The sequence below is a fragment of the Sphingopyxis terrae subsp. terrae NBRC 15098 genome, assembly GCF_001598815.1.
Classification (GTDB): domain Bacteria; phylum Pseudomonadota; class Alphaproteobacteria; order Sphingomonadales; family Sphingomonadaceae; genus Sphingopyxis; species Sphingopyxis terrae.
On record NZ_BCZQ01000017.1, the window covers coordinates 71,408 to 86,896 of the forward strand.

At 65.7% G+C, this 15,489-nt stretch carries 18 protein-coding genes; 3 read left to right on the forward strand and 15 right to left on the reverse strand.

Annotation, left to right across the window (positions count from 1 at the left end; all coding sequences use genetic code 11):
* Positions 1–5: 5 nt before the first annotated feature.
* Positions 6–647 (reverse strand): cation transporter, encoded by a 642-nt coding sequence (locus STE01S_RS10920; protein ID WP_037553278.1) that lies wholly within the window; start codon positions 645–647, stop codon positions 6–8.
* Between the two features lie 70 nt (positions 648–717).
* Here STE01S_RS10920 and STE01S_RS10925 point away from each other — a divergent pair, with 70 nt between their 5' ends.
* Complete coding sequence (locus STE01S_RS10925; protein WP_003046458.1) at positions 718–1,131, forward strand: MerR family transcriptional regulator; 414 nt, start codon at positions 718–720, stop codon at positions 1,129–1,131.
* A 35-nt stretch (positions 1,132–1,166) separates the two neighbouring features.
* Here the strand turns inward: STE01S_RS10925 and STE01S_RS19685 are convergent, their stop codons facing one another.
* Together STE01S_RS19685 and STE01S_RS10930 are read right to left on the reverse strand one after the other, a co-directional pair.
* Positions 1,167–1,394 (reverse strand): GDCCVxC domain-containing (seleno)protein, encoded by a 228-nt coding sequence (locus STE01S_RS19685; protein WP_081611194.1) that lies wholly within the window; start codon positions 1,392–1,394, stop codon positions 1,167–1,169.
* Entirely contained in the window at positions 1,387–1,644 is a 258-nt protein-coding gene (locus tag STE01S_RS10930; RefSeq protein ID WP_003046455.1) for a hypothetical protein, read from the reverse strand. Before STE01S_RS10930 ends, STE01S_RS19685 begins: the two co-directional genes overlap by 8 nt.
* Positions 1,645–1,818: 174 nt before the next feature.
* On the opposite strand from STE01S_RS10930, the gene STE01S_RS10935 reads away from it, so the two are divergent.
* A complete protein-coding gene (locus STE01S_RS10935; RefSeq protein ID WP_003046453.1) occupies positions 1,819–2,220 on the forward strand; it encodes a MerR family transcriptional regulator in 402 nt (133 codons plus the stop codon).
* An 84-nt stretch (positions 2,221–2,304) separates the two neighbouring features.
* Here the strand turns inward: STE01S_RS10935 and STE01S_RS10940 are convergent, their stop codons facing one another.
* From STE01S_RS10940 to copC, 12 genes are all read right to left on the reverse strand, one after another.
* Entirely contained in the window at positions 2,305–2,673 is a 369-nt protein-coding gene (locus STE01S_RS10940) for a copper-binding protein (protein WP_003046451.1), read from the reverse strand.
* A complete protein-coding gene (locus STE01S_RS10945; RefSeq protein ID WP_062767637.1) occupies positions 2,670–5,804 on the reverse strand; it encodes an efflux RND transporter permease subunit in 3,135 nt (1,044 codons plus the stop codon). Before STE01S_RS10945 ends, STE01S_RS10940 begins: the two co-directional genes overlap by 4 nt.
* Positions 5,801–7,027: an efflux RND transporter periplasmic adaptor subunit gene (locus STE01S_RS10950; RefSeq protein ID WP_062767639.1), complete on the reverse strand. Its 1,227-nt coding sequence runs from the start codon at positions 7,025–7,027 to the stop codon at positions 5,801–5,803. The genes STE01S_RS10945 and STE01S_RS10950 overlap by 4 nt, the downstream gene beginning before the upstream one ends.
* A complete protein-coding gene (locus STE01S_RS10955) occupies positions 7,024–8,253 on the reverse strand; it encodes a TolC family protein (protein WP_062767641.1) in 1,230 nt (409 codons plus the stop codon). The genes STE01S_RS10950 and STE01S_RS10955 overlap by 4 nt, the downstream gene beginning before the upstream one ends.
* A gap of 64 nt (positions 8,254–8,317) precedes the next feature.
* Positions 8,318–8,581 (reverse strand): hypothetical protein, encoded by a 264-nt coding sequence (locus STE01S_RS10960; RefSeq protein WP_062767775.1) that lies wholly within the window; start codon positions 8,579–8,581, stop codon positions 8,318–8,320.
* 66 nt (positions 8,582–8,647) lie between these two features.
* The gene (locus STE01S_RS10965) at positions 8,648–9,040 is read right to left on the reverse strand and encodes a hypothetical protein (RefSeq protein ID WP_255265929.1); all 393 of its coding nucleotides are present in this window, start codon (positions 9,038–9,040) and stop codon (positions 8,648–8,650) included.
* Positions 9,041–9,196: 156 nt separating this feature from the next.
* Positions 9,197–9,655, reverse strand: coding sequence for a YybH family protein (locus STE01S_RS10970; protein WP_062767643.1), 459 nt, complete (start codon positions 9,653–9,655; stop codon positions 9,197–9,199).
* A 53-nt stretch (positions 9,656–9,708) separates the two neighbouring features.
* Positions 9,709–12,030, reverse strand: coding sequence for a heavy metal translocating P-type ATPase (locus STE01S_RS10975; protein ID WP_062767645.1), 2,322 nt, complete (start codon positions 12,028–12,030; stop codon positions 9,709–9,711).
* Positions 12,031–12,196: 166 nt separating this feature from the next.
* A complete protein-coding gene (locus STE01S_RS10980; protein ID WP_062767647.1) occupies positions 12,197–12,874 on the reverse strand; it encodes a class I SAM-dependent methyltransferase in 678 nt (225 codons plus the stop codon).
* 123 nt (positions 12,875–12,997) lie between these two features.
* Positions 12,998–13,687 carry a helix-turn-helix domain-containing protein gene (locus STE01S_RS10985; RefSeq protein ID WP_062767649.1) on the reverse strand — a complete coding sequence of 230 codons (690 nt, stop codon included), beginning with the start codon at positions 13,685–13,687 and terminating at the stop codon, positions 12,998–13,000.
* Positions 13,688–13,719: 32 nt separating this feature from the next.
* On the reverse strand, positions 13,720–14,691 hold the full coding sequence (gene copD / locus STE01S_RS10990; protein WP_062767651.1) for a copper homeostasis membrane protein CopD: 972 nt from the start codon (positions 14,689–14,691) through the stop codon (positions 13,720–13,722).
* A gap of 4 nt (positions 14,692–14,695) precedes the next feature.
* Entirely contained in the window at positions 14,696–15,079 is a 384-nt protein-coding gene (gene copC / locus STE01S_RS10995; RefSeq protein WP_058802399.1) for a copper homeostasis periplasmic binding protein CopC, read from the reverse strand.
* A gap of 164 nt (positions 15,080–15,243) precedes the next feature.
* Here copC and STE01S_RS11000 point away from each other — a divergent pair, with 164 nt between their 5' ends.
* The gene (locus STE01S_RS11000; protein ID WP_152998646.1) at positions 15,244–15,489 is read left to right on the forward strand and encodes a hypothetical protein; all 246 of its coding nucleotides are present in this window, start codon (positions 15,244–15,246) and stop codon (positions 15,487–15,489) included.

The following is a 15,489-nucleotide window of genomic DNA, read 5'->3' on the forward strand; positions in this document are numbered from 1 at the left end:
TGGCCCTATTGTCCGGGCACAGTCGACAGTTCGCGCAATTCGGTCCGCGCGCTGCGTAGAATCTCATAGGCCGAATGCAGGAAAAGCGTGGCAATGATGGCGGCGACTGCAAGGTCGGGCCAGGCTTGCCCGGTCCATGCGACGAGGCCGGCGGCGATGATCACCGCCACATTGGCGATCGCGTCGTTGCGGCTGAACAGCCACACCGCCCGGACATTGGCGTCGCCTTCGCGGAACCGCGAGAGGACCGCGGCCGAGGTGAGGTTGACGAGGAGGGCGGCGGCGCCGATGCCGCCCATCAGCTCGGCTTCGGGCGGAACCGCGGTCAGGGCACGCCACAGCGCGACGCCGATGACCCCTATGCCAAGCGACAGCAGGAACAGGCCTTGGGCTAAGGCGATACGCGTGCGGGCGAGCGCAGTCCAGCCTATCGCGACGAGGCCGGCCAACGTGATCGTGCCGTCGCCGATAAAGTCGAGCGAGTCGGCTTTCAGCGCCTGGCTGTTGGCGATGAACCCGCCGACGATCTCGATCGCGCCGAAGCCGAGATTGAGAATTACGACGATCCACAAGGCCCTTCGATAGGCGGGATCGCGTTCGGCCCTGACGGTGTCGCCCGTGCAGCCGCAATTGCTGTCGTTGCTCATTCCCCTGTTCTACATTCTACAGTAACTGTAGAAGCAAGCTGAAATCGAAACGAGACTGAGAGGAAGGGAGATGGCGCGCGACACGCGGCTGCCGATCGGCGGCCTGGCGAAACGCACCGGCACCAAGGTAAACACGATCCGCTTCTATGAGGATATCGGATTGCTGCCTTGCGCAGCGCGCACAGCCTCTGGCCGGCGCACCTACGGGGATGAGGATGTCGGGCGCCTCGCATTCATCCGCAATGCCCGCGGCCTCGGCTTTTCGATCGATGAAATCCGGTCGTTGACGGCGCTGGCCTTGGGGCCGGGGCAGGACTGCGCCGAAATCCGCGCAGTTGCGGCGCGTCACCTGCTCGATGTCGATGAAAAGCTGGAACGGATGGCGCGGCTCCGTGCTGAACTTGCCCGTATCGTCCAGCTCTGCGATGGCGGGCCGGTGTCGGATTGCCGGGTCATCGAGGCCATCGCCGCCGGAAATGCCTAGCCGCCGCGCTATCGGGACTGTCGGCGGCTTGCGGCTCAGCCGCAGCAACTGCCCTTGCCGCCGTCAACCTGTATTGGCGGGCAGGGTACCGTGCCATAGGAACAGAAGACACAGCAGTCTCCTGGCAGCGGCTTGAGCAGCGCGCCGCATCCCTTGCAGTCGTAGAAATACTGACACGCATCGGTGGGCATGATTTCGTCGGCGATTTGACCGCAGAGCGGACACGTCAGCGTCGATTGCAGGACCGGCGAGGGATCAAGCATAGCGATAGCCGAGCCAGAGGAGGACGGCGGCGAGGAGCAGTCCGATCAGGGTCACAAAGCGCAGCGACGCGGGCACGCACAGGCCATCGGCGCCGCAGCGCGCCGCGCGCATCTGCTGGCGCGCCAGCAGGACGCCACCGGCGACGAGCGAAATTGCGCCGAATGCGACGAACCAGAGCCGGTAGGGCGCGGCCGGGACCGCTATGCCGACGAGCCAGGCGGACCCGAGCCCCGCCGAGGCCAGCAGCATGGGGAGGGCGCAGCAGGTGGCTGCGAGAAAGCCCGATGCGATCCCGCCAAGCGCCAGCGAAATGGCCCCAAATCCTTTTGGACGCCTTGCATCTCCAGCCAAATTCAAACTCCTTGTTTCGCGGTAGCGGCAAGTCTACCATCTGTAGTGACTACAGATGCAAGCGGAATCGCAATGGCCCCCTCAAGCACCATCCCCATCGGCGAGCTTTCTCGGCTTACCGGCTGCAATATCGAGACGATCCGCTATTATGAGCGCATCGGCATTCTGCCCGCGCCGGTCCGGTACGGGCGATTTCGCCGTTATGATTCAGCTGGTGTGCGGCGCCTTGCATTTGTGCGCCGCGCGCGCGAACTGGGGTTTCCCCTCGATACGGTCCGGACTTTGCTCCTTCTTGCCGAAGGCGGCGGCCATAGCTGCGATCAGGCGCGCCATATGGCCGAGAGCCAGCTTGCCGACGTCCTCGCCAAGCGCGCCGACCTCGACCGGATGGCCGCTGTCTTGGGCGATCTTGTCGAGGCGTGCGGCGCCGGCGATGCCGGGGGCTGCCCGCTTCTGGAGGCGCTGTCCGACTAGGTTCGAGTACAGCCGTCTTCCGCCAGCGCCCCAAAGCAGCCATTGCGCGCGGCAACTAGGGCCACCGCGCGCAATGGCGGCGCGTTACGGCGCCTTGTCGAGCTTGGTGATCGTCCCGGCCTTGCCGTCCCAATTGAGCTCGAACGCGACCTTGTCGCCGACCTTGATGTCCTTCAGCAGCTCGGGTTTCGCCGCAAAACCCATCGTCATCGGCGGCCATTCGAGTTCGGCGATCGCGCCATGATCGAGCGTGACCTGGCCTTTTGCCGTATCGATCGCGGTCACGGTCGCCGTGCCCTTGCCATGCTTCGTTTCGGCCGGGGCCGCCATGGTCCCTGTGTCATCGGCCATCGCGGCCTTTTCTTCCGTCTTCGGTGCTTCGCCTTGCTTGCCGCAGGCGACAAGTCCAGCGCCGAGCGCAAGGCTGAGCGTAATCGCAGTGAGTTTATTCATGTCGTTTCTCCTTCGGGTTGGACGGGATGAGCCGCACGCCTTCGCATCAGCAGATAGGCGGCGGGAATGATAAGCATCGACAGCAGCGGCGCGGTGAGCATGCCGCCGATCATCGGCGCGGCGATGCGGCTCATCACTTCGGAGCCGGTGCCGGTCCCGACGAGGATCGGGAACAGGCCCGCGAGGATAACCGCAACGGTCATCGCCTTCGGGCGGACGCGGAGCAGCGCGCCTTCGCGAACCGCGGCCAATATGTGGCCGTCGCTGCGATCGGCGAGCGCATGCTTGAGATAGATGAGCATGACGACCCCGAACTCGGCGGCAACGCCCGCAAGCGCGATGAACCCGACCGCGCTCGCGACCGACTGGTTATAGCCAAGCAGATAGAGGAGCCAGAGCCCGCCGGTGAGCGCAAAGGGCAGGGTCGCCATGATGAGCAGCGCCTCGTCCCAGCGGCGGAAGGTCAGGTAGAGCAGCAGGAAGATGATCGCGAGCGTGACCGGCACGACGACCTTCATCCGCTCGGTCGCACGAACGAGGAACTCGAACTGCCCGGTGTAGGAAACGCTGACGCCGGGCGGCAGATCGACATCGCGCGCGATCGCCCGCTGGATGTCCTGCACGAGGCCCTGCAAATCGCGGCCGCGGCTGTCGACGTAGATCCAGGTCACCGGGCGGCCATTCTCGCTGCGCAGCATCGGCGGCCCGTCGCTGACCTTGACTCTGGCCACCGTGCCGAGCGTGATCTGCTGGCGCGACGGCGTCAGGACCGGAAGGCTCGCGAGCTCGCCGATACTGTCGCGCAGCTCGCGCGGGTAGCGGACGCTGATCGGATAGCGGGCGAGCCCCTCGACCGTCTGGCCGATCGTCTCGCCGCCGATCGCGCCCGAGACGATCGCTTGCACGTCGGCGACATTGAGGCCGTAGCGTGCTGCGGCGGCGCGATCGATGTCGACATCGATATAGCGCCCACCAGTCAGCCGCTCGGCCAGCGCCGACGCTACGCCGGGTACGGTCTTGACGACCGCTTCGATGCGCTTGGCGGTGCGATCGATCCCGGCAAGATCCGAGCCCGCGACCTTGATGCCGACCGGGCTCTTGATCCCGGTCGCAAGCATGTCGATGCGATTGCGGATCGGGGGAATCCAGAAATTGGCGAGCCCCGGAACCCGGACCCGCGCGTCGAGCTCCTCGATCAATTTCTCCTCGGTCATGCCGGGGCGCCAACGGTCCTTCGGCTTGAAGCGGATCGTCGTCTCGAACATCTCGAGCGGCGCGGGGTCGGTCGCGCTGTCGGCCCGCCCCGCCTTGCCGAACACGCTCTCGACCTCGGGCACGGTCTTGATCAGTCGGTCCGTCTGCTGGAGCAGGCTCGATGCCCTTGCGGCCGAGATGCCGGGTAGCGCCGAGGGCATGTAAAGGAGGTCGCCTTCGTGCATCTGCGGCATGAACTCGCCGCCGATCTGGGTCATCGGCCACAGGCTGGTGGCGAAGACGAGGCCGGCGATCACGAGCGCTTTTTTCGGCCGTTCGAGCACCCAGTCGAGTGCCGGGCGATAGATGCGGGTCAGCCAGCGGTTGACCGGATTACTCTGTTCGGCGGGTATCTTACCGCGGATCAGCCAGCCCATCAGCACCGGGATGAGCGTGATCGAGAGGATCGCGGCGGCCGCCATCGCATAGGTTTTGGTGAAGGCGAGCGGCGAGAAGAGCCGTCCCTCCTGGCCTTCGAGCGTGAAGATGGGGAGGAAGGAGAAGGTGATGATGAGGAGGCTGAGGAAGAGGGCGGGCCCAACCTCGGCGGCGGCGTCGGTGATGACGCGCCAGCGTTCGGCGCCTTTCAGTTCCTCGCCCGGATGATCGCGCTCCCAATGTTCGAGATGCTTATGGGCATTTTCGATCATCACCACCGCAGCGTCGACCATCGCACCGACCGCGATGGCGATGCCGCCGAGCGACAATATATTGGCGTTGAGTCCCTGCAGCCGCATCACGATGAAGGCGATGAGGATGCCGAGCGGCAGCGTCAGGATCGCGACCAGTGCCGAGCGCGCGTGCCAGAGGAAGAGCGCGCAGACGAGCCCGACGATGATGAACTCTTCGACGAGCTTCGAGGTAAGATTGTCGACCGCGCGGTCGATCAGCCCCGAACGGTCATAGGTGGTGACGATCTCGACGCCGGGCGGCAGGCTGCGTTTGAGCTCGGCGAGCTTGGTGCGGACGCCGTCGATGACCTCGCGGGCATTCTTGCCTTCGCGCATCACGATCACGCCGCCCGCGACTTCGCCCTTGCCGTTGAGTTCGGCGATGCCGCGCCTTGTGTCGGGGCCGATCTGGACCGTCGCGACATCGCCGACCGTTACCGAGACGCCGCCGGCGGCGGTGCGAACGGGCACCGCGCGGAAGTCGTCGAGCGATTTCAGATAGCCGCTCGCGCGGACGATATATTCGGCCTCTGCGAGCTCGAGGGAGCCGCCGCCGCTTTCCTGGTTGGCGCGCTTGAGGGCGTCTGCCACTTCGGATGCGGTCACGCCGAAGGCGGCGAGCTTCTGTGGATCTACGATGATCTGATATTGGCGCACCATGCCGCCGATACTCGCGACCTCGGCGACGCCGGGAACCGACTTGAGCTCGAAGCGGAGGAACCAGTCCTGAAGGCTGCGCAGCTCGGCGAGATCGTGGCGGCCGCTCTTGTCGACGAGCGCATATTCATAGATCCAGCCGACCCCGGTCGCGTCGGGGCCGAGGCTTGCGCGTGCGCTCTCGGGAAGCCGGCTTTGCACCTGGCTTAGATATTCGAGCACGCGGCTGCGCGCCCAATAGGGATCGGTGCCGTCGTCGAACAGGACATAGACGAAGCTGTCGCCGACGAAGCTATAGCCGCGCACCACGCGCGCGCCCGGCACCGAGAGCATCGTTGTCGTGATCGGATAGGTGACCTGGTCCTCGACGATCCGCGGCGCCTGGCCCGCATAGGTGGTGCGGATGATGACCTGGACATCCGACAGGTCAGGTAGGGCATCGACCGGCGTCGTGCGCACCGCGACGATCCCGAGCAATGTCAGGATCAGCGCCGCCGCAACGACGAGCCCGCGTGCCGCGACCGAGGCATGAATGATCTTCGCGATCATTGCGCCGCCTCCAGCGGGCGGACGGTGAGGCCGGTCAGGCTTGCTTCGGAATCGAGCAGGAACTGGCCCGACGCGACGACCTTCTCGCCGGGGGCGAGCCCCTGCAATATCTCGGTCTTGCCACCGCCTTCGCGTCCGGCAACCACTTCGGCAGGATGGTAGCGTCCGTCGCCCTTCTCGAGCATCACGATACTGCGCGTACCGGTGCGGATCACCGCTTCGCTCGGAACCAGCAGCGCCGGTTTCGTGTCGCCGCCGAGCGCCACCACCGCGAACATGCCGGGGCGCAGGCGCCCGCCGCGATTGGCGAGCTCAACGCGCACTGTCAGCGTCCGGCTGTCCGCCGATGCGGTCGGCAGGATCGCGACGACCCTGCCGACAAAGGCTTCGCCGGGGAAGGCGGTGAGCTTCCCCGTCGCGCGCTGGCCGACCTGGACCTGGCCCGCCTGCGCCTCGGGCAGCGCGGCGTTTAGCCAAACCGTGCCGAGTCCGGAGATTTCGGCGAGCGTCTGGCCCGTGGCGAGCGTCACGCCCGCGCGGGCGTTCAGGGTCTGAACGACCCCGCCGATTGGCGCGCGGACCGTCATCCTGCCGCCGGTCCTACCGCTCCGGTCGACCTCGGCGATCACGCCTTCGGGCATGCCCATCAACCGCAGCCGCTGCCGCGCCGCCGCGGTGAGGTCGGGTTTTTCGAGCTTTTTGACGCTCAGATATTCGGTCTGCGCGCTGCCCCATTCGGGCAATTGCAGGTCGGCGATCGGTGTGCCGACGCCAATCACATCGCCGGGCGCGAGGCGATAGACGCGCTCGACGAAACCGCCCGAGCGCGCCTGGACGATCGCGACGTCGCGCTGGTTGAAATCGATGCTGCCGTTGACGTCGAAGGTCGCGGCAAGGCTGCCCATTTCTGCGGCGACCACCCTTATGCCAAGGCTTTGCCGCGCCGCCGGGTCGACCGACACGCCTGGCGCCGCACCGCTGCCCTCGTCGGCATATTTGGGCTCGAGCTGCATGTCCATGAAGGGCGACTTGCCGGGCTTGTCGAACTTCTGGTTCGGGAACATCGGGTCATAATAATAGAGGATCTTCCGCCCGCCGCTTCCGGCCTCGGTTGGTGCGTCGCTCTGACCGCTCTGTCCGAGCCAATAGCCGCCGCCGCCCGCGATCAGTACCGCGGTCAGGATTCCGGCGCGCCAACGCGCCGCTGATGTTGCATCGGTCATCGACCTGCCTCCCCATAAATATAGTTGATCCGGATCGCGTCGCGCGCGACCTCGGCTTCGCGTGCGAGCGCATCGACTTCGGCCTCTGCGAGCGCGAGAGTCGACAGGAGCGCAGTCCCGAGGTCGAGCTTTCCGGCGGCGTAACTTGCAAGATCGAGTTCGGCGCGCTTCTTGGCGAGCGGCACCAGCCGTGACCGTGCATTGCCAAGCTGCTCATGATGCATGCGATGGTCGGCGAGATCAGCGTCGAGCGCCGCGGCGATGTCGCGCTTCGCGGCCTCGCGGTCGAGCCGGGCGCGCGTCGCTTCGCTGGCGCGTGCGGCGATCTTCGGGTCCTGCCGCTTTTTCGAGAAGAAGGGTAGGTCGACGGTAACCCCGACCGTGACGAGGTCGCCATAATTGGGCTCGCGCCGCCCATAGGCCGCGTTGACGCTCCAGTCGGGGCGCTTGTCGGCGCGTGCGAGACCGGTTTCGGCGTCGGCGGCGATGGCGCGGGCGTCGAGCGCCCGCAGCCTTGGCAAGGCATCAATCCCGGCGCGCAATCCTTGCTCGTCGATCGCCTGCGGCGGCAAATCGCCCAGCGTGTCGGCGGCCGCGTCGCCGGTAAAGCGCGCGAGCTGCGCGCGGGCGCGGGCAATCTCGGCCGCGAGCGCGCTGCGGCGATCGTTGATCGCGGCGCGAAGCTGGTCGGGTTCGAGCGCCTGCGCCGGGCGCGCGGCGCCGCTCGCGAGCCGTGCCGTCACCGTCGATTGAAGATCCTCGAGGCCGTCATCGAGCAGGTCGAGTTCCTTCAGCCGCTTCTTGGCATAATAGAGATCGACCCAGGCGAGAGCGGTCGAGAGCCGGATGTCCTGCGCGGTGACCGCTTCGTCGGCGCGGGCGATGCCGATGTCGGCCTGCGCGCGCGTTGCACGCGCGCGCCGCTTGGCGGGGTTCGGAAAATCCTGGCTGATACCGACGACCTGCATCGTGAAGTTGTCACGATTGAACCGGCCTGCATCGGGACCCGTCACCGGGAAATCCTGCAGGACGATATTGAGTTTCGGGTCGGGCAGCCGATCGGCGGCGATCGCCGCCGATTGGGCGGCATCGATGCCGGCTTCGCGGCCCTGCAATTCGGGCGCCTCCGATGCCGCGCGGACGAGCGCCGCATCGAGCGTCATCGGCTCGGCACGCAGCGCCGCGGGCATCGGGATCAGCAAAATTGCCGCAAGATATATGCGCATATGTCCCCCTCTTTCGAGACAGGCGGGAATGTCCCCCGGCCGGGCGGCCGGGGGACGGAAGCCGTCAGCCCTTGGAGGGCGACATGCGCTGCCCGGGCATGGCTTGCATGCAGCCGGCCGCGTCGGTCTTCATCATGGCGCAGTCGCAGTTCGCCATCTGCTCGGGCTTGTCCGCGACCCACACGCGAACCCTCGTGGTGGCGCCCGACTTGTTCGGGCCCGGGACCTGCCGCGATTGCCATTCATAATGGCCGCCCGCCTCCTGGGCGAAGGAGGGCACGGTGGTGAAAGCCGCAAGCGCTGCGGCCATCGCAATGATCGTCTTCATGTCGAATATCCTCGGTTGAAAAGCAGAAGGATGCGCGGCGACGACGGTCACCGCGCATCGCGCGTTTCAGCCGGGCAATAGGGGCGGGTCGGGCTCGGGTCCGAAGGTGCGGCCGCGCAGACGCGCGATCGGCAATTGGTCGGTCGGCTCGGCGCTATGGTCGGACGTCGCCAACAAGGTGGCAGGAGTCACGACCGTTGGCGGCAATGCGCAGCCCATCTTGGCGATGCAGTCGAGTGTCAGGCCCTTGCAGGGCGCCTTATCTTGGGACGTGTCGATCCCCATCATTTCCGCGCATTCATCGCTCATCGCCGATGCGGCAATGGTGGTGTCCGCCGGCATGGGCATGGCAGGCGCCGATGCGAACGCCGCTTCCTGGGCCAAAAGGCCCAGCATCGCTCCCAGAAGGAGCAAGAGGGAAAGCCAACGCTTCACGGTCGACACATGATCCTTGTCCAACTTGCCGTCAATTCCAAACTCGGGCGGGTCAAATGTGCAGTTCGCGGCTGACCCCGCCGCGGTTACGATCCACCGGACGCACTGCCCGATTATTTCGGTCTTCGAGCGGGGCTGATCGCGCCGCGGCGAACAGGCACCCTATCGCGCGCTCGCCGCTCACGCCTTCGGCTTACGCGAGGAGCTGTGCAAGCTGATGATCCGCCATTGGCCGTCGGTCCTTTTGAGCACGCTGGTCGCGACGCCCGCGCGCACGATCGTCTCGCCATTGGTGAGGACGATCGTATAATTATAGGTTTCGGTGGCGAGCGCGACCTCGCCTTCGCCGCGCACCGAGATTTTATAGTCGCTAAACGCGAAGGATTTGAACGCCTTCAATTCAGGGGCAAGATGATGGTCGCGATAATGCGCGAAATTTCCTTCGACGCCACCCGACTCGAAGATCTGGGCGTCGGGCGCGAACAAGGCTTCGACGCCCGACAGGTCGCGGCTCTCGATCGCCTGCTTATATTGCGCCAGCGTCGCGGCGGCCGCCTGATAATCCGGGGTTGCGGCCGCGTGGGCGGGAACCGCCATGGCCAGCGCCAGCCCGATCGCCGCTGCAGTGAAACCTCTCATCCCCATTCTCCCTTTTTCAATACCCGCCGCCGAACGGCGCGGCGACGCTTCGATCAGATTTTCACGAACCGCAGCCGCAGCGAATTGGCGATGACGCTCACCGACGAAAGCGCCATCGCGGCGGCGGCGATGATCGGTGACAAGAGCAGCCCGAAGACCGGATAGAGCACCCCCGCCGCGACCGGAATGCCCGCGACATTATAGGCGAAGGCGAAGAAAAGGTTTTGCCGGATGTTCCCCATCGTCGCATGGCTGAGGTGCCGCGCCCGGACGATACCCATAAGGTCGCCGCGCAGCAGCGTGACGCCTGCGCTTTCGATGGCGACGTCGGTTCCCGAACCCATGGCGATGCCGACATCGGCGGCGGCAAGCGCCGGGGCGTCGTTGACCCCGTCGCCGGCCATGGCGACGATCCCGCCCTCTTCGCGCAGCCGCTGGACGACGGCGCTCTTCTGGTCGGGGAGGACGTCGGCCTCGACATTGTCGATGCCGAGCCGCCGTGCGATCGCCTCGGCGGTGACGCGATTGTCGCCGGTGAGCATGATGACCTTGATTCCGGCTTCGCGCAGCGCCGCGAGTGCTGCGCTTGTCGTCTCCTTGACCGGATCGGCGATGGCGATGACGCCGGCCGCCTTGCCGTTGACCGCGATGTAGATCGCCGTCGCGCCGTCTGTGCGAAGGCGGTCGGCTGCCTCGGCGAGCGCGCCCAGATCGACGTCATATTCTTCGAGAAAGTTCGCATTGCCGAGGACAATCGCCTTGTCGTCTACGACCCCGACGATGCCCTTGCCGACTGGCTGATCGACCCCCGATGGCTCGACCAGCGCGAGGCCCCGGTCGTCGGCGGCCTTGACGATCGCCGCCGCCAATGGATGTTCGCTGCTACGCTCGAGGCTCGCGGCAATCCGCAGCAAATCCTGCTCTTCGAAGCCGTCGGCGACTTCGATCGCGACGACCGAGGGTCTGCCTTCGGTCAGCGTCCCGGTCTTGTCGACGACGAGCGTGTCGACCTTCTCCATCCGTTCAAGCGCCTCGGCATTCTTGATCAGCACGCCGGCTTCGGCGCCGCGCCCCACGCCGACCATGATCGACATCGGCGTCGCTAGGCCGAGCGCGCAGGGACAGGCGATGATGAGCACCGAGACGGCGGCGATCAGGCCATAGGCCATTGCGGGCGCCGGTCCGACGAGCGACCAGATGATGAAAGCCGCGACGGCGACGGCGATGACGCCCGGCACGAACCAGCCCGAAACCGTATCGGCGAGGCGCTGGATCGGGGCGCGGCTGCGCTGCGCGTCGGCGACCATCTGTACGATCCGCGCGAGCATCGTATCGCGCCCGACCTTCTCGCTGCGCATGAGCAGGCCGCCGGTCTGGTTGATTGTCCCGCCGATCAGCGCCGCGCCGGCCTCCTTGGTCACCGGCATCGACTCGCCCGTGACCATCGATTCGTCGACCGAGCCGCGGCCTTCCACGACGATGCCATCGACCGGGACTTTTTCGCCCGGACGAATGCGCAGCATGTCGCCGACCGCGACTTCCTCGAGCGCGACCTCCTCGTCGCTTCCGTCGCTGCGGACGCGGCGGGCGAGCTTGGGCGTGAGGTCCAGAAGCGCGCGGATCGCGCCGCTCGTCGTCTCGCGCGCCCTGAGTTCGAGTACCTGCCCGAGCAGCACCAGCACCGTGATGACCGCGGCGGCCTCGAAATATACCGCGACAGAGCCGTCGGCGGCGCGGAAGGCGGCAGGGAAGATTTGCGGGGCTATCGCCGCGATCATGCTGTAGCCCCACGCGACCCCCGTCCCCATCGCGATGAGAGTGAACATGTTGAGGCTTTTGTTGCGGATCGAGAGCCACGCGCGCTCGAAGAAGGGCCAGCCCGCCCATAGCACGACGGGGGTCGCAAGCAGCATCTGGATCCAGTTGTTCGTCTGGCGGCCGACATATTGGTGGAGGCCCGTCAGATGACCGCCCATTTCGAGCGCAACCACCGGGAGGGCGAGAAGGAGCCCGATCCAGAAGCGCTGCCGCATGTCGCGATATTCTTCGCTCGGGCCGTCGGATGCGGCTGGCATGACGGGCTCGAGTGCCATGCCGCAGATCGGGCAGCTTCCAGGGCCGGGGCGCTGGATCTCGGGATGCATCGGGCAGGTCCAGATGGCGCCCTCGGGTGCATCGGCTATGGCCGGCTCGCGCTTTGCGGCATAAAGATCGGGATCGGCCTCGAATTTGGCGAGGCAACCTGCGCTGCAAAAATGATGGTGTTTGCCGCCGTGCGTCGCCATGTACGGCGTGGTGGCCGGGTCGACCATCATGCCGCAGACCGGATCGGTCGTACTCCCGCTGCCATTTTCCGCGCCTTGATGATCGTGCATCGTCGCCGCTCCCGTCCATATCGGATGCCCACCCTATGGCGGAGCCGTCCGAACGCCGCCGGCCGTGTTCGCCGTTGGTGGCTTTCCTGGCGGCTCCAGAATGGAGCCGCTCCTATCGATACGCAAGGAAGGTGATTATCCCTCGGATTTTCTTTGCCCCGTCCAATCAGATCCGGGGCTTGCCGGCCTCGATGATGGCGATCGCACCGGTTAGCGTGCGAAATGTCTCAAGCTCGCAAATATCGCGAAAGCCAGCCTCTCTCATCAGCACCGGTAGCAATCCATCGGCGTTGGGCTGGGTGTCCTGGACGCCATCGAGCTGCTGGATCGTGAGGCGGAACAACAACCGCATGAGGCGGCTGCGCTGTTCCCCATAGTCGGCGACATAGAGTTTGCCGCCCGGCGCGAGCACCTGCCAGGCCTCGCGTAGCAGACGTGCCTTTTCCTCAAGCCCGACCTGATGAAGGACGAGGCAGATCGCAATCCTGGCAGGCGAGGGCCAGTCATCGATCGCCGAAGCCGCGAAAAAGCCAACGCGAAACTCCGGCGGCGGAACAATCTGCGCGGTCTTGGTTCGGGCAATTCGCGTCGCAGCTTCGTCGGGGTCGATACCGAGATAGCGGACGTCCCGGCTATGGCGGCCGATCGCCAGCGCGAGATTTCCCGTACCCGAACCGATGTCGAGAATAACGTCACCCTCGCCGAGCGCCATATGGCGAACGAGACGGTCGCGCCACACGCGCTCGCGCGTCGTCACCGCGACGCCGAAATCATAAAAGGGCGTCAAGAAGTGATATCCTGCCGCTGGCGTGTAGGAACTCGCTACGGGTATCGGGTCGGGCATGGCCGTCTCCTTTCGACGCTTTGGCTTGCCGCTGGATTGCGGCTGCGCGAGTCTCGACGAGACGTTTAGGCGCGAGCTGGCGCGCCGGTCTTGAATGTTTCGCCGGAGCTAGGCGCGTGTGGCTCAGGGCACGATTTCGAAAGCGAAAGCGCTGAGGCCGGCCGAAGGCGTGACGCCGAGCCATTGGGCGCAGCGGCGCGTGAAGTGCGACTGATCGGCAAAGCCGCCCGCGGCGGCGGCGGCGGCGAGGCTTCCGCCGCCGACCAGCGCCCGCACTGCGCGTTGAAGCTGGAGCCATTGCAGCAATTTGGCCGGAGGCACGCCGAAGTCGCGGCTGACGATTTCGCGCAGGCGCGAGGGTGAGAGGCAGGCAACGTCGGCCAGGGCGCGGGCACTCGACAAATCATCGGGGGCCGCGAGCGCTTCGGACAGGCGTGCATCCACCGGACGCGCCTGCGACCGGTCGAGATAGCCGGACGCCCAGCGCTTTGCGTCTGCGCCGCTAGCGATATCGCATAGTCCGGCTGTCTCTACCGGTGTCAACAGGACAGGCGCCGATCCGACGGACAGCCGCGCGTCGGCGCGAAAAAGCGGGTCGAGATAAAATGATCGCACGAGGGCGCCTGGCGGCCCCAGGCGGTGCCGGACTTGCGACGCAATGGCTACCGCATGTCCGGCAGGGACTATCATGTCGGCATCGCCGGAAATTTCGAGGTCGCGTTCGACGGCGAGGCTGACCTGATGCGCCACATGGCCATGAGGACGGCTGTTCCCGATGCGCGCATCGATCAATGCCCAGCCGGTCCCGAGCATGATCGAGCCGGACCAGGAGACGGTGTTGAGCGTCAAACCGGATCGGCGGCGACGAACGGCTCGAGCGTCCCGAACCAGGCAACCAGCGCGAGTATGGCGAGCGCGGCCGACGCTTCGATGATGAGGCTCCTGCGCATGGCCGCGAGCGCCGCATCTGGATCGGAATCGACGCTTTCTGCATCGTCGCTTGCCGCCGTCGCCGCCGCGAGCGCAGGCGTCAGTCGCCAGCGATTGGCGGCCGCGAGCGCAAGCATCAGTCCAAACAGAGCGAGCTTGGCAAGGAGCAATTGTCCATAGGGCGACCCGAGAGACCGGCCGAGATTCTCGGCGCCGACGATCATCTGGCTATTGATGAGGCCGGTGGCGGCGATGACGAGGACGCAGATCGTGCCGACGCGCGAGAATTGTTCGAGGCTCCGCGCCGCAATTTGGGGCCCGCCCGGCCATTCGCGGACACGACGTGGTGAGATCAGGATCAGGAAGGCGCCGATCGCGCCGATCCAGACCGCGGCTGCGATCAGGTGCAAGATGTCGCTGATCCGGTGCGCGGTGCCTGCGGCGCCTTCGGTCGCGCCGGCGTGGCCGGACCAGACCAGACTCGCGACGGCCACCGAGCCTGCGGCCGCGAGTACGGCGGCCGACGTTGTCGGCCAGCGGACCATCCAGATCGCGACGGCCAGCGCGAGCAGTAGCGCTGCGCTCCGGTAGACCCAGGCTGTGCCGACCTCGGTCTCGCGAACAAGGTCCCAGAAAGGCTGGAGTTCCAGGGAGAGGAGCCCCACACCCTGCATTGAAGCCGCGAGCACGCCCATCCCCAAGATGGAGAGAAGCAGTCCGGCGGCGCAGAGCCATCGCTCTGCGCGCCAGATCGAGGCCATCATCGACTGCGGCGCAAGGCGTTCGCTTCGTGTCAGCGCATAGAGCGGGAACGCAGCAAGGCCAGCGATGAGCATCAGGTCCGCATAAAGTGCGAACCTGATGCCGATCAGGACGGGGTCCCCCACCGCTTTACTTAACGGTGAAGCTGAATTCGCTACCCATGCGATGGGTATCGGCGCCGGCCGCGGACCATGTGACCTTGTAGGTTCCGGGCGTCAGCGGCCGCTTGAGCATCAGCATCGCCGACTTGCCCTCTTTGCCCATCATCGACGAGTAGGGCACCTTCATCGGTGCATGATTGGCCATGCCGGGCATTCCGGTCATGACCAGCTCGGTCTTGAGGGTCGAGGCGACGATCTTTTCGTTGAACTGCAGATTGACCGACGTGACCTTCGAAACGGTCGAATTGGCGGCCGGCGTCGAGCTGACGAGCTTGGTGTGCGCGCTCGCTGCGACCGGCGTGATAAGCAGTGCGAAAGCCGCCACTGCAGAGGGGAGAAGAGACTTGAACATGAACACCTCCAAATGCGTGTCTGTCCTGCTAATACGCAGGATATCGGCATGGCCCTCAAATATTCCGGTATAATATTCCAGTGTGAGGGGTGAAGCGCTTCGGCGCGTATGTACAATGATGGAAAGGTTTGAAGAGACGATCGATGGATGAGGAGCTTCGCATTTTGAACAGGATCGATCTGCCCGCAGCGCTCGACGCGCTCGACGATCGCATCATGGGCGCATTGGCGATCCGCCGGCGCGAAGCGGTAGCAACGCGCCGCCTGATGGCGCTCGCGGCCTTTGTCTCCCTTGGCGGCGGTATTTTTGCGGGGAGCGCGATTTCCCAGCCAGCGGTCGCGGCAAGTCCCCTTACCCCGTTCGGTCCGCCGAGCGCATTGGCGCCTTCCACCTTGCTGGACGTGCAGTAA

What these genes read in the sequence shown, in the direction of transcription:
- STE01S_RS10920 (WP_037553278.1), bottom strand. Translation starts at nt 647, where the DNA reads ATGAGCAACGACAGCAATTGCGGCTGCACGGGCGACACCGTCAGGGCC.
- STE01S_RS10925 (WP_003046458.1), top strand. Translation starts at nt 718, where the DNA reads ATGGCGCGCGACACGCGGCTGCCGATCGGCGGCCTGGCGAAACGCACC.
- STE01S_RS19685 (WP_081611194.1), bottom strand. Translation starts at nt 1,394, where the DNA reads ATGCTTGATCCCTCGCCGGTCCTGCAATCGACGCTGACGTGTCCGCTC.
- STE01S_RS10930 (WP_003046455.1), bottom strand. Translation starts at nt 1,644, where the DNA reads ATGCTGCTGGCCTCGGCGGGGCTCGGGTCCGCCTGGCTCGTCGGCATA.
- STE01S_RS10935 (WP_003046453.1), top strand. Translation starts at nt 1,819, where the DNA reads ATGGCCCCCTCAAGCACCATCCCCATCGGCGAGCTTTCTCGGCTTACC.
- STE01S_RS10940 (WP_003046451.1), bottom strand. Translation starts at nt 2,673, where the DNA reads ATGAATAAACTCACTGCGATTACGCTCAGCCTTGCGCTCGGCGCTGGA.
- STE01S_RS10945 (WP_062767637.1), bottom strand. Translation starts at nt 5,804, where the DNA reads ATGATCGCGAAGATCATTCATGCCTCGGTCGCGGCACGCGGGCTCGTC.
- STE01S_RS10950 (WP_062767639.1), bottom strand. Translation starts at nt 7,027, where the DNA reads ATGACCGATGCAACATCAGCGGCGCGTTGGCGCGCCGGAATCCTGACC.
- STE01S_RS10955 (WP_062767641.1), bottom strand. Translation starts at nt 8,253, where the DNA reads ATGCGCATATATCTTGCGGCAATTTTGCTGATCCCGATGCCCGCGGCG.
- STE01S_RS10960 (WP_062767775.1), bottom strand. Translation starts at nt 8,581, where the DNA reads ATGAAGACGATCATTGCGATGGCCGCAGCGCTTGCGGCTTTCACCACC.
- STE01S_RS10970 (WP_062767643.1), bottom strand. Translation starts at nt 9,655, where the DNA reads ATGAGAGGTTTCACTGCAGCGGCGATCGGGCTGGCGCTGGCCATGGCG.
- STE01S_RS10975 (WP_062767645.1), bottom strand. Translation starts at nt 12,030, where the DNA reads ATGCACGATCATCAAGGCGCGGAAAATGGCAGCGGGAGTACGACCGAT.
- STE01S_RS10980 (WP_062767647.1), bottom strand. Translation starts at nt 12,874, where the DNA reads ATGCCCGACCCGATACCCGTAGCGAGTTCCTACACGCCAGCGGCAGGA.
- STE01S_RS10985 (WP_062767649.1), bottom strand. Translation starts at nt 13,687, where the DNA reads ATGCTCGGGACCGGCTGGGCATTGATCGATGCGCGCATCGGGAACAGC.
- copC (WP_058802399.1), bottom strand. Translation starts at nt 15,079, where the DNA reads ATGTTCAAGTCTCTTCTCCCCTCTGCAGTGGCGGCTTTCGCACTGCTT.